This window comes from Lysobacter spongiicola DSM 21749 (genome assembly GCF_900167055.1).
GTDB classification, from domain to species: domain Bacteria; phylum Pseudomonadota; class Gammaproteobacteria; order Xanthomonadales; family Xanthomonadaceae; genus Novilysobacter; species Novilysobacter spongiicola.
Genome location: NZ_FUXP01000004.1, coordinates 172,834 through 197,225 on the forward strand (window position 1 = coordinate 172,834; position 24,392 = coordinate 197,225).

General features: G+C 68.2%; 17 protein-coding genes. 13 read left to right on the plus strand and 4 right to left on the minus strand.

Translation table 11 applies throughout. From position 1 onward, the window contains the following. From B5D37_RS07610 to B5D37_RS07635, 6 genes are all read left to right on the plus strand, one after another. Positions 1 to 771: an OmpA family protein gene (locus tag B5D37_RS07610; RefSeq protein WP_078758124.1), complete on the plus strand. Its 771-nt coding sequence runs from the start codon at positions 1 to 3 to the stop codon at positions 769 to 771. A gap of 55 nt (positions 772 to 826) precedes the next feature. After that, on the plus strand, positions 827 to 3,595 hold the full coding sequence (gene tssH / locus B5D37_RS07615; protein ID WP_078758125.1) for a type VI secretion system ATPase TssH: 2,769 nt from the start codon (positions 827 to 829) through the stop codon (positions 3,593 to 3,595). 100 nt (positions 3,596 to 3,695) lie between these two features. After that, positions 3,696 to 6,473, plus strand: a complete 2,778-nt coding sequence (locus B5D37_RS07620) for a type VI secretion system Vgr family protein (RefSeq protein WP_078758178.1) — start codon at positions 3,696 to 3,698, stop codon at positions 6,471 to 6,473. Continuing rightward, positions 6,470 to 7,396 (plus strand): DUF4123 domain-containing protein, encoded by a 927-nt coding sequence (locus B5D37_RS07625; protein ID WP_078758126.1) that lies wholly within the window; start codon positions 6,470 to 6,472, stop codon positions 7,394 to 7,396. The genes B5D37_RS07620 and B5D37_RS07625 overlap by 4 nt, the downstream gene beginning before the upstream one ends. Further along, entirely contained in the window at positions 7,393 to 10,080 is a 2,688-nt protein-coding gene (locus B5D37_RS07630; protein WP_078758127.1) for a T6SS effector BTH_I2691 family protein, read from the plus strand. Before B5D37_RS07625 ends, B5D37_RS07630 begins: the two co-directional genes overlap by 4 nt. Beyond that, the gene (locus tag B5D37_RS07635; protein WP_078758128.1) at positions 10,067 to 11,233 is read left to right on the plus strand and encodes a DUF6708 domain-containing protein; all 1,167 of its coding nucleotides are present in this window, start codon (positions 10,067 to 10,069) and stop codon (positions 11,231 to 11,233) included. Before B5D37_RS07630 ends, B5D37_RS07635 begins: the two co-directional genes overlap by 14 nt. Before the next feature lie 21 nt (positions 11,234 to 11,254). On the opposite strand, the gene B5D37_RS07640 is transcribed toward B5D37_RS07635, so the two are convergent. Next, positions 11,255 to 13,501: a primosomal protein N' gene (locus B5D37_RS07640; RefSeq protein ID WP_078758129.1), complete on the minus strand. Its 2,247-nt coding sequence runs from the start codon at positions 13,499 to 13,501 to the stop codon at positions 11,255 to 11,257. A 449-nt stretch (positions 13,502 to 13,950) separates the two neighbouring features. Between B5D37_RS07640 and B5D37_RS14920 the strand changes: the two genes are divergently transcribed. Both B5D37_RS14920 and B5D37_RS14925 read left to right on the plus strand, forming a co-directional pair. Then, positions 13,951 to 14,877: a hypothetical protein gene (locus B5D37_RS14920; RefSeq protein WP_200809204.1), complete on the plus strand. Its 927-nt coding sequence runs from the start codon at positions 13,951 to 13,953 to the stop codon at positions 14,875 to 14,877. Then, positions 14,874 to 15,518 (plus strand): DUF3106 domain-containing protein, encoded by a 645-nt coding sequence (locus B5D37_RS14925; RefSeq protein WP_200809205.1) that lies wholly within the window; start codon positions 14,874 to 14,876, stop codon positions 15,516 to 15,518. Before B5D37_RS14920 ends, B5D37_RS14925 begins: the two co-directional genes overlap by 4 nt. Positions 15,519 to 15,520: 2 nt before the next feature. On the opposite strand, the gene B5D37_RS07650 is transcribed toward B5D37_RS14925, so the two are convergent. Continuing rightward, a complete protein-coding gene (locus B5D37_RS07650) occupies positions 15,521 to 16,741 on the minus strand; it encodes a DUF3667 domain-containing protein (RefSeq protein WP_078758130.1) in 1,221 nt (406 codons plus the stop codon). Positions 16,742 to 16,846: 105 nt separating this feature from the next. Between B5D37_RS07650 and B5D37_RS07655 the strand changes: the two genes are divergently transcribed. After that, positions 16,847 to 18,280 carry an MATE family efflux transporter gene (locus tag B5D37_RS07655; protein WP_078758131.1) on the plus strand — a complete coding sequence of 478 codons (1,434 nt, stop codon included), beginning with the start codon at positions 16,847 to 16,849 and terminating at the stop codon, positions 18,278 to 18,280. Between the two features lie 51 nt (positions 18,281 to 18,331). Beyond that, complete coding sequence (sppA, locus tag B5D37_RS07660) at positions 18,332 to 20,218, plus strand: signal peptide peptidase SppA (RefSeq protein WP_078758132.1); 1,887 nt, start codon at positions 18,332 to 18,334, stop codon at positions 20,216 to 20,218. 19 nt (positions 20,219 to 20,237) lie between these two features. On the opposite strand, the gene B5D37_RS15155 is transcribed toward sppA, so the two are convergent. Next, positions 20,238 to 20,360, minus strand: a complete 123-nt coding sequence (locus tag B5D37_RS15155) for a hypothetical protein (protein WP_268776107.1) — start codon at positions 20,358 to 20,360, stop codon at positions 20,238 to 20,240. A gap of 67 nt (positions 20,361 to 20,427) precedes the next feature. Between B5D37_RS15155 and B5D37_RS07665 the strand changes: the two genes are divergently transcribed. Beyond that, the gene (locus B5D37_RS07665; protein WP_078758133.1) at positions 20,428 to 21,207 is read left to right on the plus strand and encodes an SDR family oxidoreductase; all 780 of its coding nucleotides are present in this window, start codon (positions 20,428 to 20,430) and stop codon (positions 21,205 to 21,207) included. Positions 21,208 to 21,278: 71 nt separating this feature from the next. Further along, positions 21,279 to 22,172 carry an alpha/beta fold hydrolase gene (locus B5D37_RS07670; protein ID WP_078758134.1) on the plus strand — a complete coding sequence of 298 codons (894 nt, stop codon included), beginning with the start codon at positions 21,279 to 21,281 and terminating at the stop codon, positions 22,170 to 22,172. A gap of 3 nt (positions 22,173 to 22,175) precedes the next feature. Here B5D37_RS07670 and B5D37_RS07675 read toward each other — a convergent pair whose 3' ends face one another. Continuing rightward, on the minus strand, positions 22,176 to 22,538 hold the full coding sequence (locus B5D37_RS07675) for a YkgJ family cysteine cluster protein (protein ID WP_078758135.1): 363 nt from the start codon (positions 22,536 to 22,538) through the stop codon (positions 22,176 to 22,178). Between the two features lie 113 nt (positions 22,539 to 22,651). Between B5D37_RS07675 and oleC the strand changes: the two genes are divergently transcribed. Next, entirely contained in the window at positions 22,652 to 24,328 is a 1,677-nt protein-coding gene (oleC, locus tag B5D37_RS07680; RefSeq protein ID WP_078758136.1) for an olefin beta-lactone synthetase, read from the plus strand. The last annotated feature ends 64 nt before the right edge of the window (positions 24,329 to 24,392 follow it).

Consider the following 24,392-nt stretch of genomic DNA (forward strand, 5'->3'; position numbering starts at 1 on the left):
ATGCGCCTGCATCCGCTCAACTGTCTTCTCCTCGTTGCCCTGCTTGCTGGCGCCGGCACCGATCTTCGGGCGTCGCCGGCCAAGCCGGTCATCGCCAGCGGCACCGTCCCGGACGAGGCCACGCGTGCCGCCGTGCTGCAGCGCCTGCGCACGCTGTATGGCGCAGCGCGGGTGGTCGACCGTATCGAGGTCGGCTCGGTGATCGCACCGCCGAACTGGAGCGATCGCGTTGTGGGCATGCTGGGCGAAGACCTGCAGCGGGTTTCGGCAGGCGAGCTGGAGATCAACGGCAACGCCGTCCGCATCAGCGGACAGGTCGGCAACGAGGCAGTCCGCCAGCAGATAGCCGGCGGCATCGCCACCGCCGCCGGCCCCGGCTATCTGGTCAGGAACGCGCTCAGCGACACCGGTCAGGACGAACAGGCCGTGCTTGACGAAGCACTGGCCGACCGCATCATCGAGTTCCAGAGCGGCAGCGCCACCCTCGCGCCTGCCGGCCAGGCCATCCTGGATGAAATGGTGCTGGCGATGGCGCAGCTCGGGGACCGCCAGGTACAGGTCGTCGGCCATACCGACGATGTCGGTTCGCGGGCGGCCAACATTGCGCTGAGCATGCAGCGCGCGATCGCGGTGAAGGCCTACCTGGAGCAACAGGGGGTGGATGCCGACAACCTCAGCGTCCAGGGATTCGGCCCGGACCGGCCAGTCGCCGACAACGCCACCGACCAGGGCCGCGCCAGGAATCGGCGTATCGAATTCCGGGTGCTGTAGCGCCCCGGCAGACACACGGAGGCCACATGGAAGCCACACGCAAGGAACGTACCGCATGAGCACCAACCTCAAGACCCTGATCGGGAAACTCAACGCCCCGTGCCGGGAGGCGGCCGAACGTGCCGCGAACCTGTGCCTGGCGCGGGGCAACTACGAAGTCGACCTGGAGCACCTGTTCCTCGCCCTGCTGGAGCAGGCGCAAAGCGACGTGGTGGTGGTCGCCCGACGCAGCGGTCTGGGTGTCGATGCGCTGCGCCAGGACCTCGAAGCCGAGGTCGCGCGCTTTCGCAGCGGCAACACGCGTACCCCCGTGTTCTCCCCGCACCTGCCGACGCTGTTCGAGCACGCATGGCTGCTCGCTTCCCTGGATACCCAGACCACCCGTATTCGTAGCGGGCACCTGCTGCTCGCACTCCTGACGGAACCGGGGCTGGCGCAACTCGCCACCCGCGGGTCCGCAGGCTTCGCGAAGATCAGGCTGGACGAGCTCAAACATGATTTCACCCGCATGACGGAAGGGTCGTGCGAAGGCGGTGACGTGCGTTTTGCCGATGCCACGGGTCTGGATCCGTCCGGCCCAGACGGAACAACGGCGGCCCCCGGGTTGTCGGCAACGCCCGCGCTCGACCAGTTCACCACCAACCTCACCGCGCGTGCATGCGATGGCCACGTCGACCCGGTGATCGGTCGCGATGCCGAGATTCGCCAGATCATCGACATCCTGCTGCGCCGCCGGCAGAACAATCCGATCCTCACGGGCGAAGCCGGTGTCGGCAAAACCGCTGTCGTGGAGGGGCTGGCGCTGCGCATCGCGCAAGGCGACGTGCCCGATGTGCTGGCTGGTGTACAACTGCACACGCTCGACATGGGGTTGTTGCAGGCCGGTGCCAGCGTCAAGGGAGAATTCGAGAACCGGCTGAAGAACGTCATCGACGAGGTCAGGAAGAGTCCGCACCCGATCATCCTGTTCATCGACGAGGCGCACACCATGATCGGCGCCGGCGGCCAGGCCGGGCAGAACGATGCCGCCAACCTGCTCAAGCCGGCGCTGGCCCGCGGCGAGCTGCGCACCATCGCCGCCACCACATGGAGCGAGTACAAGAAGTACTTCGAAAAGGACGCAGCACTGGCCCGGCGCTTCCAGGTGGTGAAGGTCGAGGAGCCGAGCGAACCGCTGGCCGCGGCGATGTTGCGCGGCATGGTGCCGTTGATGGAGAAGCACTTCGGTATCCGGGTGATGGACGAGGCCATCACCGAGGCCGTTCGTCTTTCGCACCGATACATCAGTGGCCGGCAGTTGCCGGACAAGGCGGTGAGCGTGCTCGATACCGCCTGCGCCAAGGTGGCGCTTGGTCAGAGCGCGACACCTGCGGCAATCGAGGATGCGCGGAAACAGTTGGAGCGGCTGGGTGCCGAGCGTACCGCGCTGCAGCGTGAAGCCGCGGCTGGCGCCCCTCATGCAGAGCGGCTGGCGGAGCTCGAGGCCGAACAGCAGCAGACGCGGGTGTTCTTGGACGAAAGCGAGAAGCGGTTGAAGCTCGAAACGGACCTGGCCCGGCGAATCCAGAAGCTGCGCGATGAGCTGGAGACAGCCGCGCCTGCACCGGCAGGCGAAGGCCCTGATGCGCCGGTGGTGCCTGGCGAAGCAGACGGCGATACCGCGGTGGTCGCCCGTCCGAAGGCACGCAAGTCCACCCGCGCACGTGCCACGATCGCTTCCGTGGCCAACAGCCCGAAGTTGGCCGAGCTCGACCTGCTGCTGGCGGAGCTGCGCGCATTGCAGGGCGAATCACCGATGGTGCCGTTGCAGGTGGACGGGGCGGTGGTGGCTGAGATCGTCAGCGCCTGGACCGGCGTGCCCCTGGGCCGGATGGTCAAGGACGAGGTCCGCGTGGTCACTTCGCTGGCCCCACTGCTGGGCGAGCGGGTCATCGGGCAGGACCACGCGCTGGAGGCGGTGGCCCAGCGTGTGCGCACGGCCAGCGCCAAGCTCGAAGACCCGAACAAGCCGCGCGGCGTCTTCATGTTTGTCGGTCCCTCCGGCGTGGGCAAGACCGAGACCGCGCTCGCGTTGGCCGACATCCTCTACGGTGGCGAGCGCAAGCTGGTCACGATCAACATGAGCGAGTTCCAGGAGGCGCACAGCGTCTCGGGCCTGAAGGGCTCGCCGCCGGGGTACGTCGGCTATGGCGAAGGTGGCGTGCTCACCGAGGCTGTTCGCCGCAACCCCTACTCCGTGGTGCTGTTGGACGAGGTGGAGAAGGCCCATCCGGACGTGCTGGAAATGTTCTTCCAGGTGTTCGACAAGGGCGTAATGGACGATGCGGAAGGCCGCGAGATCGACTTCCGCAACACGCTGATCATCCTGACCAGCAACATCGGCTCTCCGCAGATCATGCAGTCATGCCTGAACAAGTCAGCCGCCGAACTTCCCGCGGCCGACGACCTTGCCGAGGCCCTGCGCCCCGTCCTCATGAAGACCTTCAAGCCCGCTTTCCTCGGACGGATGAAGGTAGTGCCCTACTACCCGATCAGCGACGAGGTTCTGGCGCGCATCATCGAATTGAAGCTGGGCCGCATCCGCGACCGCGTCGCCGCCAACCACAGGGCTGCCTTCAGCTGGGATTCCACCCTGGTGGACGCCGTGCTCCAGCGCTGCACCGAGGTGGATTCGGGTGCCCGCAACGTCGACCACATCCTCAACGGCACCCTGTTGCCCGAGATCGCGTCGTCCGTGCTGGCCAGGATGGCCGGCGGCGAAGCGATCGCGACGATCAAGGTCGGCGCTGACAAAAAGGGCGGCTTCAAGTACCGGATCCACTGAACCACAGCGGCGGGCGGGTTGTCGGTATCATTGGCACCCCAACGCACGGATGCGGGGCGGCCAACGCGGCCGCCAGGCGAATCGCAAGGAGGCGAATGCCATGGATGTCCTCGCCGGAGTACTGACCGCACTGGTCGGTGGTCCCGGACAACACGACCGGCTGCTGCGGCTGCATACGCCGTTGGGCCCCGAGGTCCTGGTCGCCGAATCGCTGGATGCGCACGAGGCAGTGGGGCCGTCGCCGGATGGCGTCACTGGCTATCGCCTGGCGCTGACCGCACTGTCGGTGGACGCGCACATCGATCTGGCCGAGCTGCTGGGGCAACCAGTACTGCTTGAATTGCTGACCGACGTGGCTGGCGTGCACCGCCCTTTCCACGGCCACGTCACCGCGTTCGAGCGGATCGGAAGCAACGGTGGCCTCGCCCGTTACCGCTTGGTGGTGGAGCCATGGCTTGCGCTGCTGCGGCAACGCGTCGACAGCTTCGTGTTCCAGGACCTCACGGTGCCGGAGATCGTGGAGTCGGTGTTCGCCGACCATGTCGATGCCGGCGGAAAGCTGGTCCCGGCATGGCGCTGGGATCTCGCCGACGCGTCCCGCTATCGCAAGCGCAGTCTCGCCACCCAATTCGAGGAGAGCGACCTCGCGTTCGTCGAGCGCCTGCTGGCCGATGAGGGCCTGTACTACTGGTTCGAGCACGAAGGCGCGCCGGGTGATGACACCCTCGGCGGCCACGTGCTGGTAATCGCGGACCACGAACAGGCCTTCTCGGATGGCGGCGTCGTGCGATTCCATCGCAGCGACGTGACCGAGCGCAGCGACAGCATCCAGCAGTGGTCGGCATCGCGCCGCATGCAGACCTCGCGGCTGCAACGTGCCAGCTGGGACTACCGCAGCCGCGGTCTGCGCCCGGCCGCCGCGGAAGCACTTGCCGGGGATGCGCCGGTCACCGAGGACATCGACACCGTTGGACCCTATGGTTGGCCGGACCGCGTGACAGGCGAGCGCCTGGCCCTGCAGCAACTGGAGGCCGCGCAAGTCGCCCGCCGGACTGTCAACGGCTCGGGCTCGTGGCGGGCGATGGCAGTGGGTTCACACTTCTCCCTGGTACAGCACCCCGGCCACGGCGCGGGCAACGAGGACAACCGGTTCCAGTGCCTGCGGCTGCATCACCGCGCACGCAACAATCTCGATGCCGAAGTCCTGGCCCAGGTCGAGAAGCATCTGGGGATGGCCACCTCCTCCGCACTCCCGCTGCCGGGAGCATTCGCCGCCATGCCTGTTGGAGCCACGGAAGCGGACGGCGCTATCGACTTCTACCAGAACACTTTCGATGCCCTCCCCGCCGGCATCGCCTACCGCCCACGCACGCGCGACGGCTACGGCGAACGACTGCACCCCAAGTCGACGGCGCATGGCACCCAGACCGCCATCGTGGTCACCGATGGCCAGCCGGTGCAGACCGACCGCGACCACCGCATCAAGGTCCAGTTTCCGTGGCAGCGCGGCTCCAACGCCAGCAATCGCCAGCCGCACCCCTCGGGCGATGACAACGCACCCGGTGCCGACACGGCATGGACCTGGGTGCGGGTGGCAACTGCATGGGCCGGCGACAACTGGGGCAGCGTGCAGGTGCCGCGCCGCGGCCAAGAAGTGCTGGTCGCGTTCCTGGAAGGCGACATCGACCGGCCGGTGGTGATCGGCTGCCTCAACAATGGCCGAGGGCACGGCGATGCACCGCACAACCAGGTAGCGGGGGGCGCGGCCTGCGCCACCGGCAATGCTCCGGCCTGGTTCTCGGGGAACGACCACGATGCCGTCTTTAGCGGCTTCAAGAGCCAAGCTCTAGGCGAAAGCCAGACCGGTAGTGGTGGTTATCAGCAGTTGCGGCTGGACGACACCCCGGGGCAGGGACGGGTGCAGGCCAGCACCACCGAGCACGACAGCACGTTGAGCCTCGGCCACCTCAAGGGTGGGCGCGACAACATGCGCGACGGTGACCGCGGTTTTGGCATCGAACTGTCCACTGCTGCAAACGGCGCTCTGCGCGCCGGGGCCGGCCTGCTGCTGAGCACCGACCGCGGCCGTGAGCAATTGGATGCCGCCGCCGCGCATGCCCAGCTTGCGTCGACGGCGGAACTGGTCGCCGGCCTGGGCGAGGTCGCCAGAGCGCAAGGCGCCGAACTGCTCGACGAGCAGGGCGAGCTCCCCGCCCACATCGCACTGAAGGACTTGCAGGAGGCGCTGAACGCCACCGCAGCCGCGAGCGTCCCGGGAGGTGGTATCGACGGCGGAAGCGGCGAAGTGCAGGCGTGGGCCATGCCGGCGTTGCTGGCCAGCAGCCCCGACGGCATCGTCAGCACCACCCCGGCCGACCAGGTGTGGGTGGCCGGCACGCACGCTACGCTTGCCGCCGACCGGGACCTGCAGTGGGTGAGCCAGGGCGACACCATCACCGCGGTAGGCGGGGGAATCTCCCTTTACAGCCACGGAACGACACCCCCGGCGGGCAGGCCCAACCAGGAAACCGGCATCGCCCTCCATGCCGCCACGGGTGCCGTCAGCGCACGCGCGTGTGCCAACGAGGCGAGTGTTGCGGCGAAGAACAGCGTCACCATCGCAAGCACCCACGCCGACGTATTGCTATCGGCTTCAGGCAAACACTTGCTGCTTGCGGCAGGTGGGGCCTACTTGAAGCTGGAAGGCGGCAACATCGAGCTTGGTGCGCCGGGGACGATCGAGTTCAAGGCGGCCAAGAAGGAGTGGGCCGGCGCGCAGAGCGTGAGTGGGCAGGTGCCGGCGCTGGCGGCCGGCGAGCTGAAGGCCTGCGACTTCAAGATCAGGAAAGCAGCGCATTGCGGCGACGGTGTGGCATGAGTGCAGGCGACACGCCAGCCATCAACGCAGATATATCAGACCAGCTGTTTATCCTGGCCCGAAAGCATCTGCGCACCACGGTGCTGCTCGATCCGCTTGAGCCGCTCCAAGGAAACCTTGCGGCCCTGATCGAGGACAGGGCGAGAACGTCACGCTCAGTGGAGCTTCCGCCCTTCACCGGTCGATCGAGTACGGCACCGCTGCTGGTGCAACTCGACGACTGGCACGATCCACTACTGGATGCGTCGATTGCCCTCGCACGCGAGCAGAGCAGTAAGCCCGACGGTATCCGTCAGGTCGGCGGATGGATATTCGGATCTGAAACGTTGGATGCCCTCGCTGAGAGCATCGGCCGCCGCTTGGATGTAGCCCATGGAGCTGAACGTCGCCACCTGCGCGTGCATGATCCACGGGTTCAAACCTGTCTGATTCACATGCTAGACGCTTCCCGTCGTGCGTCCTTCTGCACCGGCAAGACGCAGTGGCTGTCGCTACGTGAAGACGGCACATTGCAGATCTTTGTGGAAGCCGTCGACCAACCGCGCCGGATCATCACCTCGGCGGTAGATGGAACGCTGTGGCAGCGCCTACACGACATCAGCGCCATCAATAGGGCCACGGCCGCGATGCGTCGCCTGGGGCAAGCCTTTCAGTCCCATTGGATAGCGCAGATCGAGTCGCTACTACGCCGCGCCCGCGAGCTCGGCTACGACGCGCAGCCGGATCAGATCGCCTTTGCCGTACATGGGCTGACATTGGGCATGGCCTTCGACCAGCACCCGCGAGTACGCGAGGCATTGAGCTCCGCAAGCGAGCGCGGCGAAGGGTTCTGCCAGGCGATGGCAGCCTTTACCCCGGCGGAGCTGCACGCGATCGCCGGTGCCCTTGCTTCTACGTCTGCCCGGAAAGGATTCCCCGCATGAGCAACCCGATCATTGTTGACATCCTGCAGTCGGCACCCGGTCAACCCGGCAACTGCCCGTTCTGCGACAAGCAGGGCCTGATGGTCTTCCCGCTCCGGCAATCAGCGCTGTGCTGCGACGATCCCGCACTGGCCGGACAGGTGCCCGAGGCAGGTCTGGGCGCGAGTGTCCAACTGTCCCTCGCCCGCCATGTAGCGCGGATGCTGCGGGAAGGCTACCTGTACGTTCTGATCGAGCGGCCGGGATTACGCTACTGGCAAGGGTACTTCGTTACCGACGATGCCTATCTGTACGCATTTCCCGTCAATGAACCTGCGCCTCGAAGCATTGCGTTTTCATGTTCGCGCGATGCGACCAATCCGGCAACGTCGGTGGTCGCCATCGAGCGCCCCGAGGAAGTCGACAAGACCTGGTGGCTGTTCACGCCTGATCCCTTGTCGGCCGCCAAGCTCGATGAGTACAAGAACAACGCGGACAGCTATGCCGGAGAAGGAAAGCTGCAGACGTTCAGTCCTTCCCGCTGGGTCGCCGGGGACACCGGGCAGGATCATTGCCTGGAGGGAACAGCGGTGCCCGAATGGGCCGCTGAACTCCGGGCCCTGGATATAACGGCGGGGGCCGGCAGCAGCATGCCGAGCGGCGTGCTTGCCATCAACCCACTATGCAAGGTGCTGCAGGAGCAGCCCTATCCGGCGCTGGCGGACCCGTTTACGCCTGATCCGCGTGCCCTCCATGAAGCTCGCCCACGCCTTCAGCGCGTTGCCGACACTCTCGTCGCAGAACAGGGTGCATGCATCGTCCTGCGCGACGCACTTGGCGTGACCCAGGAGCTCAACGCTTGGCGCAACGAAGCAATGGAGGGGTTGGAGCCGTGGATGCAGGCCAAGGATGAGTTTGGAGCGACCAATGCGCGGAAATACCACGTCGCTACCCGTCTGCGGGATGTGCGTTCCGGCATAAGGGACGCCTTAGTCCAGATGGGCGAGACCGCTGCCGAACGGCGTCATCGCGAGCAGGCTGAATATGCCCTGCGCGGCTTCGACGAGCCGCAGGTCCAAGCCATGTTCGGTCAGCAGCGCGCCGCACAGATCAGGGGCACGATCATGGACACCCACATGGACGACCCGTGGGGCCAGCTGGACAGCGACAAGGCCCGCGCGCGCGCGCGCGCCGAGGCGAAGATGACCGAGTACGCAGCCTTGCTGGATGGCACCGACGACGACACTTTGCGTGAATTCGACCGCCGAGCCGCACCGCTGCAGGCGCTCATGCAGCAGCGTGTGGCGGACCATCTCTCCTGGCTGAAAGCCCCCGAGCTCCATCGTGCATTGTGCGCCTACGACGAAAACGACCTGCACCACGGGTGGGCGTTCGCCGTGCAAACGGCACTGGCGACGACCGGGATGGAGGCCAGCGAAGACGGACAGGCGCTGCTTGACCTCTGGGCTGCGGACATAGCGATCGGGGAAGGCAACCTGCTATGGCGGACCTACGCCCTGAACCAGCGCCAGCTGACTGCCGATACGCAGCAGACCCTGGCAGAGCCCAATGCCGATGGCTGGAGTACCTTCGCCAGTATGACCGGTGCGGCGCAGGTCTTGCTGATCAGCTTCAAGCGCGCGGACGAAGCGCTCAAAGAGTGTGAGCAAGCAGGCCGGGTTGCTTGGTTCCAGCGCTCGCGACTGGGAGCATTGATGGGGTGGTATGCACACTTGGGGCGGGCTGTGTTCAAGACTGCCCTGCCGGTCGGAGCCGACCGGCAACTGGCCCATGCGATGGTGCGCGTGCTGCAGGCACGGCTGGGCGGCTTCGCGCTGCAACTGCGCATGGAGGAGATGCATGCCGCTGGAAAATCATTGCAGCTGGCGCGTGCGCGTGGGCAGATCAACCGGCGCATTCGCGAAGCGGTCGAGGCCGAGGTCAGCCTGGGGCGACACGGTCAGTTCTACGGCTTCCGGTTTGCTGCACTGCTGACCATCACGGAAGCGGTGAACCTGCTGGTCAAGGCGCGCGAACTGCCGGACAGTGAGGCAAAGGATAAAGTTGAATTGGTGGCGGCTGGGCTCGCCCTGGTGGGCGGTAGTATGGAAATGATGGGGTCGGGTGGAGAGTGGGCTAGCAAGCATTTCTCCGCCGCGTCCAATACCGCCCGTATCGCCAAGACTTGGGGCGGAGGGATGCGGTTGTATGGGGGATTTCTGGGCGGAACCGTGGGTATTGCGGGTACAGTTTTCGACTTCGTATCCCTCGGAGAATCCCTCACACGCGAACGTTGGGCTCTAGCGGTTGCTTACGGCTCGCGAGGCCTGATTGTCGCATCCGCGACAGCTATGGGCGCGACAGTCGCTTTCGCCGGCAGCGCGCCATTCCTGAAGCGAATGATGCTTCGAGTTAATAGTGTATTCCTGAAAGAGCTTATCCGGGTTGCAGCGCAGTTGGCAGTGCGTTTGGCAGCGAGACAGGTGCTGCTCTTCAGCTTGCGCATTTGGGGTGCACGCCTAGGCTGGGCCGGCTTAGCGGTTTCCACGGCGATTTTCTTACTGAGTCCGGATGAGTTTGAGGAGTGGTGCGAGAAATCGGTGTTTCGCAAAGACAAAGGCCAGCGCGGCTTTGTCAATGAAGGTGCGGAGCTGGCAACATTGGAGATGGCATTCAAAGGGTCGCAAGCCCATGTATCTGTTTGAGTGGGGCATCTGGAGCATCCGTTCCGAAAGCCCGGAGAAGAAGGCGCACGAAGAGGCGCTGGTCGAAAAGGCCTTCGGCCCGAACTACTTGGAAGAGTTCCTTGGAGCAGAACCAACAAGTGAGAATGCGGAAGCCGAGTGGTCTACAGCTGAGCGTGCCAGCGAAGGGCCCACCGATGGCGGTGCGTTCTACGAGGTGAACGACACCTTCATCGAAGCACGAGCGGCTTGGCAAGAGGAGAAGCGGGGGCTGGTCACGTTCCTAATGCTCGGGTTCGGCTACGCCTTGGGATACCTCCTGCTCTGGAAATCCGGCCTATGGCCAGTTATTCACATGACGTTCTACGGCACGACGCCATGGGAAACAGAGCCGAGTATTGGCGCTTGGGTCACAACGCTGCTTTTTACAGCCGTAGGATCCGGTATTACTTATCTGGTTTGGCGTTACGCCTTCAAGTTCATCCGCACCGAATTGTTTACCCAACGCCACCTGCTGATACGCTTCAACCGCAGGACCCGCCAGGTCCATCTGCACCGACCGAAGTACGCCGGTGGCATCGTCACCCTGCCGTGGGAAGCTACCTTGGCGGCGATCAACCCGCAGTTGCCCGACAGCCAGGGTTTGGGCGACACGCTGGCACTGGGATGGCCGCACGAACGCACGGGCGCCGGGTTCGATGAGATGGCTTTCGTAGGCCCACCGCTGGACGGTAACCGGGAGATGGAAGGCCTGTGGGAGTACATCCGCCGCTACATGGAAGACGGCCCGCAATCCGTTCCCAAACCGAAGTCGCTGCGTTCCCGCTTCCCATGGCCGTGGGACTCGCTAAAGGCGAGCCTCCACTTCATGCGCCCGATGTGGCGGCGCGGCGGTGGGTTGTGGGTCGTTATCGCCGTTCTTGTGCTTTCGCCGCTGATCGCGCTGCACAGCCTGAGCCACTGGGTCTCGATGCTGCTGTGCTGGCGCCCGCGCTGGCCCAGGGACATTCGTGAAGCCGGCCGGCCCGGCAAACCCGTCCCGAAGCTTACCGTCGCCGAAGACTACGGTCCCGAGATCGGCGGTTACCTGCGTGCCAACGCCGAGCGGGATGCGGAAAAGATGCAAGCTCGGATCGCCAAGAAAACCAGACGTCGCGCTAAAGCAGTCGCGTAGGAGATCCCTCATGAGCGAGTGTTAGTACAAATCCACCGGATCCACATCCAGCGACCACCGCACCTTCCTTGCCTCCGGCAACGCATATATCTCCCCCAGTGCCCGGTCCAGCACCTCGTGTAACCCCGGCCGGTTCGGCGCAGACAGCAACAACTGGCTGCGCTGGTACCCCGCCCGCCGCGGCATCGGCGCCGGCAGCGGCCCGCTGATCTCCAGCGTGTCATCCGCGACGTTGGCGATGCACCGGCGCGCCGCCTGCAGGAATCCATCCGCCGCCTCCACCTGTTTCGCCTCGGCCCGCAGCATCGCCAGGTAGGCGAACGGCGGGAATGCGGCGGCTTCGCGCTGCTCCAGTTCGGCTTCGGCGAACGCGGGGTAGCCGCCGGACAGCAGGGTCATCAGCAGCGGATGTTCGGGGTGGTGCGTCTGTAGCAGCACTTGCCCAGCGCGGTCGGCGCGCCCGGCGCGGCCGGCGACCTGGATCAGCAGCTGTGCCAGTTTTTCCGGTGCGCGGAAGTCGGCGCTGAAGAGGCCTTCGTCGATGCCGACCACGGCCACGAGGGTGAGGTTGGGCAGGTCGTGGCCCTTCGCCAGCATCTGGGTGCCGACCAGGATGCCGGGGGCGGTGCCGAACTCGGCCAGCAGTGTTTGCAGGCCATCGCGACGCTGGGTGGTGCCGCGGTCGATGCGCAGCACCGGCACGTCCGGGAAGCGTTCGCGCAGGGCTTCTTCGATGCGCTCGGTGCCGGCGCCCTGTGATTGCAGGGCTAGGCCGCCGCAGTCGGGGCAGGCGTTGGGCGCGGGCCGGCGGGCGCCGCAGTGGTGGCACTGCAGCCGGCGGCCGCCGCCGTGCACGGTCATGGCGGCATCGCAGCGTTGGCATTGGGCGCTCCAGCCGCAGTCGTGGCACAGCAGCACGGGGGCGTAGCCGCGGCGGTTCTTGAACACCAGCACCTGGCCCTGGGCCTGAAGGGCGGCATCCACGGCCTGCAGCAGTTCCGGCGAGAGCCCGGCCTGCAACGGGCGCTTGCGCACGTCCACCACGCGCACCGCGGGTGGCTTGGCGTCGCCGGCGCGCTGGCGCAGGCGCAGGTGCATGTAGCGGCCGATGCGGGCGTTGTGCAGGGTCTCCAGCGCCGGGGTGGCGCTGCCCAGCACCACCGGGATGCCCAGTGCCTTGGCCCGCACCAGGGCGAAGTCGCGGGCGTGGTAGCGGATGCCGTCGAGCTGCTTGAAGCTGCCGTCGTGCTCCTCGTCCACCACCAGCAGGCCGGCGTCGGGCAGCGGCAGGAATACCGCCGAGCGGGTGCCGACGATGACGCGGGCCTCGCCGCGCAGGCAGGCGGCCCAGGTGCGGGCACGCTCGCCATCCGACAGGCCGGAGTGCAGCACGTGCACCGGCACGCCGAGGCGGGCACGGAAGCGCGACAGCAGTTGCGGGGTCAGGCCGATCTCGGGCACCAGCACCAGCGCCTGACGGCCGCGCGCAAGGCAGTCGGCGATCGCGTGCAGGTAGACCTCGGTCTTGCCGCTGCCGGTCACGCCTTCCAGCAGCACCGGCTCGAACTGGCCGGCGCTGGTTAGGATGGCGTCGATTGCCTGTTGTTGCTCGGGGTTGGGGGTCGGCCCGGCCGCGGGGGCGGGCGCCAGTTGCGAGGCGGGCACGGCGATGCGCTCGCACAGGCCGCGCTGCTGCAACGAGCGGGCGGCGCTGCGCCAGCCGTCGATGCTGTCGTCCAGCGCGTCTTCGTCCACGGCGCCCGCCTGCAGCCGTTCGGCCAGCCGCCGTGGTTTGCCGCTACGCAGGCTGTCCAGCCCGGTGCGGGCGGCCTCGGTCAGTTGCCAGGCCCAGGCGTGGGTGTCGGCCAGCGGCTCGCCGTGCCGCAGCGGGCCGGGCAGGGCGGTGGCGAACACCTCGCCGGCGGGGGCGTGGGTGTAGCGGACCAGCCAGCGCAGCGAATCCAGCAGCTCGCCCCTGAACAGGGGTTCGGCGTCCAGCACCGCCAGGGCCGGCTTCAGGGCGGCGGCATCCACGTCGGCCTCGGCCGGCAAGCCGACCACCACGCCCACCAGCTCCCGGGCCCCGAACGGCACCCGCACCCGGCTGCCGACCGCGGCGACGGGGCCGTCACCGGCGGGGGTGAGATAGTCGAACAGGCGTGGCAACGGCACCGGCAGGGCGACCCGGAGTACGCCGCCGCCCGACGCCGGCCGGGACCCCGGGTCAGGCTCGGGGGCGGGGGCTGAATGGGGCGGATCGACGGCCATGTGCGCAGTCTATCCGGGGCCCGGATCATGCCGGTTAGGCACCCGGTCCAAGTTGCCGGCCATTGCTGCCTGTCATCTGACAAAGTGGCGCTAAGCCGGTGTTCCAAAAGGACATTCACCGTTATCCACATCTTCTGTGGATAACTCTGTGCATCGATCCCGAGAGGGGGTGCGCAGTGCCGGTAGTACAAGCAGGTGCGCCGGGTTGGCTAAAAAAGTGCCATGCCGGTAAATTTCAACGGGATCAACCACTTGGCCGTGAAACATTTGCAAAATATGGCGTCCGGACAAGCTGAACGGATGTTCATGACCATACGGTTACTGCTGTGCACAACCGTTCTGGCCGCAAACCCCCGTCACGCTTCATTCGCGTTGCTTTACGGGGGTTGTCAAGCCTCTTTGGGAGCTGCCGGGATGGCTATGATTGCGCCCATGGTGGATCTGTCCAGATGACCGGCCGCTCCGCCGGCCCCGAGCCCAATCGCCCCCGGCCGGCCCCGGTGCCCCCGGCGCTGGCGGCGTTCCTGCGGGGTGTCGAACGCCGCGGTGCGGTGCTGGCCGAGCTGCAGTGCGGCGACGCATCCACCGGCGATGCCGCGCTGGCCGCGGCGATGGCCCGATTCCGCGACGAAGCCGCGCGCATGCCGATGGGCGACTGGCCCAGCCGCTTCTGGGCGATGCTGCTGGCCCAACCGGGGCTGCGCGGCCATACCGCGGTGGCGATGGAGCTGGAGGCGAGCGACCGGCTGGCGGAACTGGGCAGCGGCCCCCGCGCCGCACTGCTGCTGCGGCTCGCCGCCGGGCTGGAGGAGGCCGAGGCCGCCAGCGTGCTGGGCGTGGCGCTGCCGAGCTACCGGCTGGCCCTGCACCGGGCCTTGCCGCGCCACCCCGACGGCAGCGCCGACCCCGATGCATGGCAGCGCCTGCGCCGGGAGATCCACCGCCGCATCAAGACCCTGCCCCCGGACCGCCTGGCGCGGCTGGGCCGGATCCGCGAGCGCGCGCTGGAAGGTGGCACCCGGGCGACGCCGGCAGAAGCCGCCGAGGTGGCGCCGCGCCGATCCAGATCCTTTATCGTGCGGCTGCTCTGGGCGCTGCTGATCCTTTGCGCGCTGCTGTTCGCCGCCACCTTCAGCGACCGATTCGCCGATTGGGCGGGGCTGGGGCCGGACCTCTCGGGGCCGCCATCCGAACTGGATGCCTCCCGTCCGGCGTCCCGTTACTCGGAAGAAGCCGGGCTCGTCGCCCACCGGGATTTCGAGCTTCTCGCCGAGCCGGCCGCGATGGAAGAGGCCGAGCAACTCGCCTTCCGCAGCTGGCTGGCCGCCGGCGGTCTGGAATCTCCACCGGCCGCGCAACTGGAGGAGGACGAGTGAGCCGCCGCTTCGGGATCGTCGGCGGATTCCTCGCCTGTGCCCTGGGCGTGGCATCGGTGGGCTACGCGACGCCGCCGGTGCTCGAGGATTTCGCCGGGGTCCTGCCGCGCCTGCAGCCGGAAGACCGTGAACGCCTGCAGGCTCGGGCGCAACGCTGGAGCCGCTGGTCCGAGGCCGAGCGCGCGGCCTTCGCCGAACGGGTGGCGCGCTGGGAGGCCCTGCCGCGCGAGGCCCGGGTGGAAGCCCGCGAGCGCCACGCGGCGTGGCAGGCATTGCCGTCGCAGGAGCGTGCCCGGGTGCGTGCGGCCGCCACCGCCTTCGCCGCCGCGCCGCCCGAACGCCAGCAGGAGCTGCGGGCCCGGTTCGAGGCGATGGACCTGAGCCTGCAGCGCGGATGGCTGCTCGGCCCGGAGCTGGGCGCGGACTATCCGGACCTGCAACCGCTGCTGGCCCAGGTGCCCGCCAACGAGCACGAGGCGTTGCTGCAGGTATTGCGATCGATGTCCCCGGGGCAGCGTCGCCAGCTGGCCTTGCTGGTGCAGCGCACGCCCCCGCAGGAGCGCGCCCAGTTGCGCAGCGAGTTGATGTCGACCGCGGCCGGCAGCCGCAACGACTGGCTGCACGATCGGCTGGACCGGTAGCGTCAGCCCTTGGCCAGGGTGGCCAGGAACATCAGCACCGACACCACCGACAGCAACACCATGTAGATGTTGCCGATCACCAGGTACTTCAGCACCGTCATCGGCCAGCCCTGCCCGTACACCCGCTTCTGCATCAGCAGCAGGTAGACCGGCATCCAGACCAGCAGCACGAAGACGCCGATCCAGCCCAGGTGCGACAGCCACGGCAGCGCGCTCTCCGCCAGCGACCCCAGCCCCGACAACAGGAACATCGCCGCCAGCGCCAACAGCAGGAACACGTGGCTGTACAGCGCCACCACCAGGTGCTCCAGGTACAGGCGGCCCTTGAAGACGTAGGCCAGCTTCAGCAACAGCGCGAACAGCGGGACCAGCAGGAACAGCGCCGACGGCAGCGAGCCCATGAAGGCCTGGATCCAGAGGTCGGGGCGGCCGTCCATGCGCTCGATGTTGTCGCGGGCGTGCACCATCTTGCGGGTCAGCCAGCGGTTGGCGAAGCCGGGCAGCCAGCCGACCTGCACCGGGTCGGCCTCCGGATCCCAGCTCCGGGTGCCGGCGGCGAACACCGAGCCGTTCGCGCCCGGCCCGGTCGGCGCGATGCGTCCGTCGGGCGCGGCATCCTCGGACGTCGTGTCTTCGGGTGCGGGTCCAGCGCCCGATGCCTCGCGCAGTTCGGCGATGCGATCGGCGGCCTCGCCCCTGATCTGCACCTGCGTCGTGATCAGCGCGGTATCGACGCCGGGGACCTGCCGGGCGCCCTCGCGAGCCTGTTCCAGGTCGGCCAGCATGCGGTCGCGGATCTCGCGCACTTCTTCTTCGGTGGTGGCCTGGGTGATCTCGCTGACATCGACACCAACCGTCATCGGCGTCGAGTCCAGGTCCAGGCTGAGCTGGCCGATGAAGAAGGCGAGCACGCTGAGGATCACGAACAGCCGCAGCGGCGCGATGTAGCGCTGGCGGTGGCCTTCGATGTAGCCGCAGGCGACGCGCCCGGGAACCATCAGGTCGCGCAGGGTGCGGAAGACGCGCCCGTCCAGGTGCCAGAACGCTTCGAAGAACTCCTCGATGGCGTGGCCGGCGTGGCGGATCGGGTTGTGCATCGACTGCCCGCAGTGGTGGCAGTAGTGCCCCTGCAACGGCGTGTCGCAGTTCTCGCAGGTCTTCGGCGCCGGCGGGCCGGCGTCGGGGGCCGGGGCGGTGCCGGCGTCGATCGTGGTGTCGTTCATGCAGCCACCCCCTCCGGTGCGCGTGGGCCATCGCGGCAGGCGCGCGACGGCGGCGGCTAAGATAGCGGGCCGCCACGACCCGGCGCCAGCGCCGCGCCCGCCTGCATGTTCCCCACCCCCGCCATCGACGCGCCGACGCCACCGCGCCTGGGTGCCGAAGTGCGCCGCACCGGCGTGCTGGCTGCGCCACTGGTGTTCGGCCACCTGTCGACCGGGCTGATCGGCTTCGTCGACAGCGTGATCGCCGGCCACCACGGCACCGATACGCTGGCGGCGGTCGCGGTGGGCACGGCGCTGTTCTGGCTGCCGATGATGGTGCCGATGGGCACGCTGATGTCGTTCCCGCCGGCGGTGTCGCAGCTCGATGGCAGCGGCCGCCGCGACGAGGTCGGCGCGCTGTTCCGCCAGGCGCTGTGGCTGGCGGCGGGGCTGGGCCTGCTGCTGTTCGGCTTCATGACCGTGGTGGTGCACGCGCTGGGCCCGATGGGGATCGCGCCGGAGATCATCCCCGGCGCCACCGCCTTCATCCACGGCATCCGCTGGGGCGTGCCGGCGCTGACGCTGTACCTGTGCATGCGCTACCTGACCGACGGCCTGCACTTCACGATGCCGACGATGGTGCTCGGCTTCGGCGGCCTGCTGTTGCTGGTGCCGATGGGCTATGCGCTGACCTACGGCGCCTTCGGCCTGCCCGAGCTCGGCCCCGGCGGCCCCGGCATTGCATCGGCGGTGATGCTGTGGGCGCAGGCGATCACCTTCATCGTCTACCTGCGGCGCTCGCCGCGGTTTGCCGGCTTGCGGCTTTTTGCACGCTTCGACCCGCCGCGCTGGCCGCCAATCCGGCAGCTGCTGTGGACCGGCCTGCCGATCGGGGTGACGGTGGCGATGGAGGGCGGCCTGTTCATCGCCACCGCGCTGCTGATCGGCCGTCTGGGTGAGATACCGGCGGCGGCGCACCAGATCGCCATCAACGTCGCCAGCCTGTGCTTCATGATCCCGATGGGCTTGGCCGAGGCCACCACCGTGCGGGTCGGCCACGCGGTCGGGCGCGGTGATGCGGGCGGGGTGCGCCGCGCGGCGAAGGCCGGGCTGGTCATCGTGCTGGGCACCCAGCTGTTCTCGGCGACGGTGCTGCTGCTGGGCAACGACTGGATCGTCGGTTTCTACACCGCCGATGTCGCGGTGGCTTCGCTGGCGGCGGCGCTGCTGCTGTATGCCGCCGCGTTCCAGTTTCCGGACGGGCTGCAGGTGCTGTCGGCCGGCGCGCTGCGCGGCCTCGGCGACACCCGCATGCCGATGCTGTTGGCGGGCCTGGCGTACTGGGGCATCGGCATGCCGCTGGGGGCGGGTCTGGGCCTGGCGCTGGGCTGGGGGCCGCGCGGCATGTGGGTCGGGCTGATCGCCGGGCTGGTGGTGGCCGCCATTCTGCTCGGCCTGCGCCTGCGCCGCTCCAGCAGTCCCGAAAAGCTGGCGCCTTTGCTGAACCGCTCAGCCACCGCGACCCCCGTGGCGATGGCACGGGTGACCAATGACGGGTGAGCGCGCCCGGCCACTCCGGTAGGCTTCGCGGATCCAATGGAGTTTCCACCAATGAACCAGCCTTCCCGTCGCGGCCCGATCGCACGCTTCTTCATCGGCCTGTGGGACGCGATGAACTTCACCCGCAGGTTGATCTTCAACCTGATCTTCTTCTTCCTGCTGTTCGCGATCCTGGCCGCGCTCAGCGCCGGCGACCGCACCCAGCCGCTGCTCGACCGCACCACCCTGGTGATCGAGCCGGAAGGCATGCTGGTGGAGCAGTACACGGTGGACCCGGCCACCCGCGCGATCACCCGCGCGATGGGCGAGGAGGCCACCGAGGTGCAACTGCGCGACCTGTTGCGCACGCTGGACGAGGCGCGCGAGGACGATCGCATCGAGCGCGTGGTGCTGCAGCTCGACGGCCTGTACGGCGGCGGCATGGCCAGCCGTCGCGAGGTCGCCGCCGCGGTGGCGCGCCTGCGCGAGAGCGGCAAGCAGGTGATCGCGTTCTCCGAAGCCATGGGCCAGGAGCAGTACCTGATCGCCGCGCAGGCCAACGAGATCTACCTCGATCCGATGGGTGGCCTGATGCTGGAGGGCCTCGGCCGCTACCGCCAGTACTACCGCGAGGGGCTGGAGGAGAAGCTCGGCGTCGATGTGCACCTGTTCAAGGTCGGCGAATACAAGTCCGCCGCCGAGCCCTTCATCCTCGACCAGGCGTCGGAGGAATCGAAGGAGGCCGACCTGTACTGGATGAACGACCTCTGGGGCCGCTACCTGGCCGACGTCGGCACCGCCCGTGGCATCGCCCCGGCCAGCATCGCCGCCGACATCGAGCAGTTGCCGCAGGACGTGGCCGCGGTGCAGGGCGACCTGGCCCGCTACGCGCTGGAGCACAAGCTCGTCGACGGCCTGAAGACGCGCGAGCAGCTGGACGACCTGCTGGCCGAGCGCGGCGAAGCCGACGCGGACGCCGAAGGCGGATTCCGCCAAGTGTCGATGGAGGGCTACCTCGGCCACCTGGTCAAGCCGCTCAATGCCGCCGCCGACCCGCGCCCGCACGTGGCGGTGGTGGTGGCGGCCGGTGGCATCACCGGTGGCGAGCAGCCTCCGGGCACCATCGGCGGCGAGTCCACCTCGGCGCTGCTGCGCCAGGCGCGCGACGACGACCGGGCCAAGGCCGTGGTGTTGCGGGTGAACTCGCCGGGCGGCGAAGTCTTCGCCTCCGAGCAGATCCGCCGCGAAGTGGTCGCCCTGCAGCAGGCCGGCAAGCCGGTGGTGGTATCGATGGGCGACCTCGCCGCATCGGGTGGCTACTGGATCAGCATGGACGCCGACCGCATCTATGCCGACCCCTCCACCATTACCGGCTCGATCGGCATCTTCGGCATGATCCCGACCATCCCGCGCGCGCTGGACAAGATGGGCATCAACACCGACGGCGTCGGCACCACGCGTTTCGCGGGCGCCTTCAACATCACCCGCGAGCTCGACCCCGGGGTCGGCGAAGTCATCCAGTCGGTCATCGAGAAGGGTTACCGCGACTTCATCGGCAAGGTCGCCGAAGCACGCGAAATGCCGGTGGCCGGTGTCGACGAGGTGGCCCGCGGGCGCGTGTGGAGCGGTGCGCAGGCGATGGATCGCGGCCTGGTAGACGAGTTGGGCGGGCTGCAGCAGGCCATCGTCGATGCCGCCGCGCGCGCCGAACTCGGCGAGCCGGGCGACTACCCGGTGCATTACGTCGAGAAGCCGGCCACGCCGTTCGAGCAGTTCTTCACCGGCTTCGCCCAGACCCGGATCGGCAGCGCCCTGCTGCGCGATTCCAGCCTGGCCCGCAGCGTGCTGGCCAGTGCGCTGCCGCAGGCGGAAGCGGACCTGAAGCTGCTGGAAGGCACCTTCAAGCAGACCGCCGGCGTGCCGGTGAAGTCGCTGGCCTACTGCTTCTGCACCCTGTGAAGGGTGCGGCCGCCGGCACCTAGCCGGCGGTTGGTGTCTCGGCCGCCTGCGGCTCTGGCGGCTGTTCCGGGTCCGGCGGGTTGGGCTTGCCGCAGGCGCCGAGCAGCAACACGGCGGCGCAGAGGATCATGATTCGCTGCATCGGGGCGTCCTCGTGGTGGCTCGCGGCTATCCTAGCGCGACCACCCCGACGACCCTGTGGAGCACCCATGGACCCCAAACGCTGGCGGCTGGACGGACAGCTGGCCCTGGTCACCGGCGGCAGCGCCGGCATCGGCCGGGCGATCGCACGTGAACTGCTCGGCTTCGGCGCCAACGTGCTGCTGGCGGCGCGCGACTCGGCAGGTCTCGACACGGCGCGCGCCGAGCTGCTGGAGGATTTCCCCGAGCGCGAGGTGGAATGCTTCGCCGCCGACGTGGGCGATGACGAGCAGCGCCGCGAACTGCTCGACTGGGTCGAGGACCTCGGCGACGGCAGCCTGCACATCCTGGTCAACAACGCCGGCACCAACACCAGCAAGCCGACCACCGACTACGGCGACGAGGAGTGGCGGCAGATTTTCGAGACCAACCTGTTCTCGGCCTTCGAGCTGTCGCGTTACCTGCATCCACTGCTGACCCGGCACGCCGCTTCGAGCATCGTCAACGTCGGCAGCGTGTCCGGCCTGACCCACGTGCGGACCGGCGCGCCCTACGGCATGAGCAAGGCCGCGATGCACCAGATGACGCGCAACCTGGCGGTGGAATGGGCGGAGGATGGCGTACGGGTCAACGCGGTCGCGCCCTGGTACATCCGCACCCGCCGCACTTCCAGCAAGCTGGCCAACCCGGACTATCTCGACGATGTCCTGCTGCGCACGCCGATGGGCCGGGTCGGGGAGCCGGAGGAAGTGGCCGCCGCGGTGGCCTTCCTGTGCCTGCCGGCAGCGGGCTACATCACCGGCGAGTGCATCGCGGTGGATGGTGGTTTCCTGCGCTACGGGTTCTGAGCGCCGGCCCCAGTATCATTGCGGCCCCACGCGACCTTGAGCCCACGGCGCCTGCCGCCGACGAGCCACCGATGAGCACACGCTTTCCCGATTACCCGTTCACCCCCGCCCGCTTCGAGGTCCGCCCGGGCATCGGCATGAGCTACCTCGACGAGGGTCCGCGCGACGGGCAGGTGGTGGTGATGCTGCACGGCAATCCTTCGTGGAGCTTCTACTGGCGACGGCTGGTGTCGGCGTTGTCGGACCGCTACCGCTGCATCGTGCCCGACCATGTCGGCATGGGGCTGTCGGACCGTCCGGGCGATGACCGCTACGACTACACGCTGCAATCCCGCGTCGACGATGTCGGCACCCTGCTCGCGCACCTGGGCATCGACGGGCCGGTGACGCTGGCGGTGCACGATTGGGGCGGCATGATCGGCTTCGGCTGGGCGCTGCGGGACCCGGCGCGGGTGCGCCGGCTGGTGGTGCTCAACACCGCCGCGTTCCCGTTGCCGGCGGCCAAGCCGATGCCATGGCAGCTGTCCATGGGTCGCGATTCGAAGATCGGTGGCTTCCTGATCCGGCGTTTCAACCTGTTCGCCCGCGGTGCGGCCTGGCTCGGCACGGAGATGCGGTTGCCGGCGCCGGTGCGGCGGGCCTACATCAAGCCCTACAGCGGCTGGGACGAGGCGATTTCGACGCTGCGCTTCATGCAGGACATCCCGCTCTCGGAAGGCGATCCCGCATGGCGGCTGGTGGCCGAAGCCGGCGCGGCACTGCCGGGCTACGCCGACCGGCCGGTTTTCATCGGCTGGGGCCTAGCGGACTTCGTGTTCGACCACCACTTCCTGGCCGGCTTCCAGGCGGCGCTGCCACGGGCCGAGGTGCATGCCTTCGAGGATGCCGGCCACTACGTGCTGGAAGACAAGGCGCCGGTGCTGGTGCCGGCGATCCGCCGCTTCCTCGACGCGAACCCGGAGTAGGGCTCAGGCGGCGAGGTCGTTGCCGCTCCAGTCCGCCGGCGTCAGCAATGGCAACCCGTGCGCGACGCGGGCGCGGTCGCACTTTTCGCTGGCCTCGCCGAACTCCCAGGACGCGGCCACCTCGCGGCAGACGCTGGGGCGCGCCGGGTGGATGGAACAGCGGCTGTAGACGCCGACTTCGGCATCCAACGCGATGCACCTGGAAGGCGACGACAACGTTCCCAGCATCGCCACCCGGTGCGGACCGATTGGCGTGGTGAGCGCGGGTGGAACCGGACCACCGAGTTCAGGGGCCGCCTCCGACCAGTGGAAGCCGACGCGGAACCAGGCGCAGCATGCGCCGCAGGACAGGCAGGGGTGGTTCATCGGTGCCCGGCTCGGGGGCATGGGTCGGCAGTTGGGGAAGCGCGATTCTGCGGTTTCCGACGGTGCACGCAAGTGCCGTGGCAACCCGGCCGACGAGCGTCGACAATGGACCGATGAACGAGCCCTGCAACATCGCCGCCTCGCTGCCGCGGCTGGCGGCCGCGCAGCCCGACCGCATCGCGATGCATTGCCCCGGCAGCCGCGGCAGCGACGGCCTTGCGAGGTACGACGTCAGCCTCAGCTACGCCGAGCTGGACACGCGCAGCGACGCCATCGCCGCCGGCCTGGCGATACGCGGCATCGGCCGCGGTACCCGCACCGTGGTGATGGTGCGGCCATCGCCGGAATTCTTCCTGTTGATGTTCGCGCTGTTCAAGGCCGGCGCGGTGCCGGTGCTGGTGGACCCGGGCATCGACCGCCGTGCATTGAAGCAATGCCTGGACGAAGCGGCGCCGGAAGCCTTCATCGGCATCCCGCTCGCGCATGCGGCTCGCCGGCTGCTGGGCTGGGCGTCGTCGGCGCGGGTGCTGGTCACCACCGGCCGCCGCGCGTGGCTGGGCGGCAGCACCCTGGCCCAGGTCGAACGCGATGGTGCCGGGGCGGGTTCGCAACTCGCCTCCACGCTGCCCGATGACGTCGCGGCCATCCTGTTCACCAGCGGCTCCACCGGCGTTCCCAAGGGCGTGGTGTACCGGCACCGGCATTTCGTCTCGCAGGTGGACATGCTGCGAGACGCGTTCGGGATCGTGCCCGGCGGCGTGAACCTGCCGACCTTCCCGCCGTTCGCGCTGTTCGATCCTGCGCTGGGCAGCACCTCGGTGATCCCGGACATGGACCCGACGCGCCCGGCCAGTGCCGATCCAAAGAAGCTGCATGCGGCGATCGAGCGCTTCGGCGTCAACCAGCTGTTCGGATCACCGGCGTTGATGGCGGTGCTCGCGCGCCACGGCCAGCCGCTGCCGACGGTGAAGCGGGTGATGTCCGCCGGGGCGCCGGTGCCGGCTGGGGTGGTGGCGATGCTGCGCCAACTGCTGCCCGCCGACGCCAGCTTCTGGACGCCCTACGGCGCCACCGAATGCCTGCCGGTCGCACTGGTCGAGGGACGCGAACTGGAGGCGACGCGGGAAGCGACCGAAGGGGGCGCCGGCACCTGCGTTGGCCGACCGGTCGCACCGAACCGCGTGCGCATCATCCACGTCGACGACGGTGCCATCGGTGAGTGGTCCGATGCACTGTGTCTGCCGCAGGGCGAGGTCGGCGAAATCACCGTCGCCGGCCCGACCGCGACCGACAGTTACTTCAACCGCGATGCACAGACGCGCCTGGCCAAGATCGTCGAGCGCGGAGCAGGCGGCGCGGAGCATGTCGTCCACCGCATGGGCGATCTCGGCTATTTCGACGGCGACGGCCGGTTGTGGTTCTGCGGTCGCAAGTCGCACCGGGTGGAGGCGCGCGAAGGTCCGCTCTATACCGAACAGGTCGAACCGGTGTTCAACACCCATCCCCGGGTCGCGCGAACCGCACTGGTTGGCGTGCCGGACGACGGCGCGCAAGTGCCCGTGCTGTGCGTGGAACTGGCTGCCGGCGTTCGTGCCCGCGAATGGCCGGACATCGAACGCCAGTTGCGCACCTTGGGCGCCGGGCATGCGCACACGGCCGGCATCCACCACTTCCTGCGCCATCCCGCTTTCCCCGTCGACATCCGCCACAACGCCAAGATCGGCCGCGAAAAACTCGCCACCTGGGCCGCCCCCCGCATCACACTCCCCGCGACCTCCCCACCCCCGTAGGAGCGACGTAAGTCGCGACCCCACATCCCGCTCCCACCGCGCCTCCACCCGCTTTTGTAGGAGC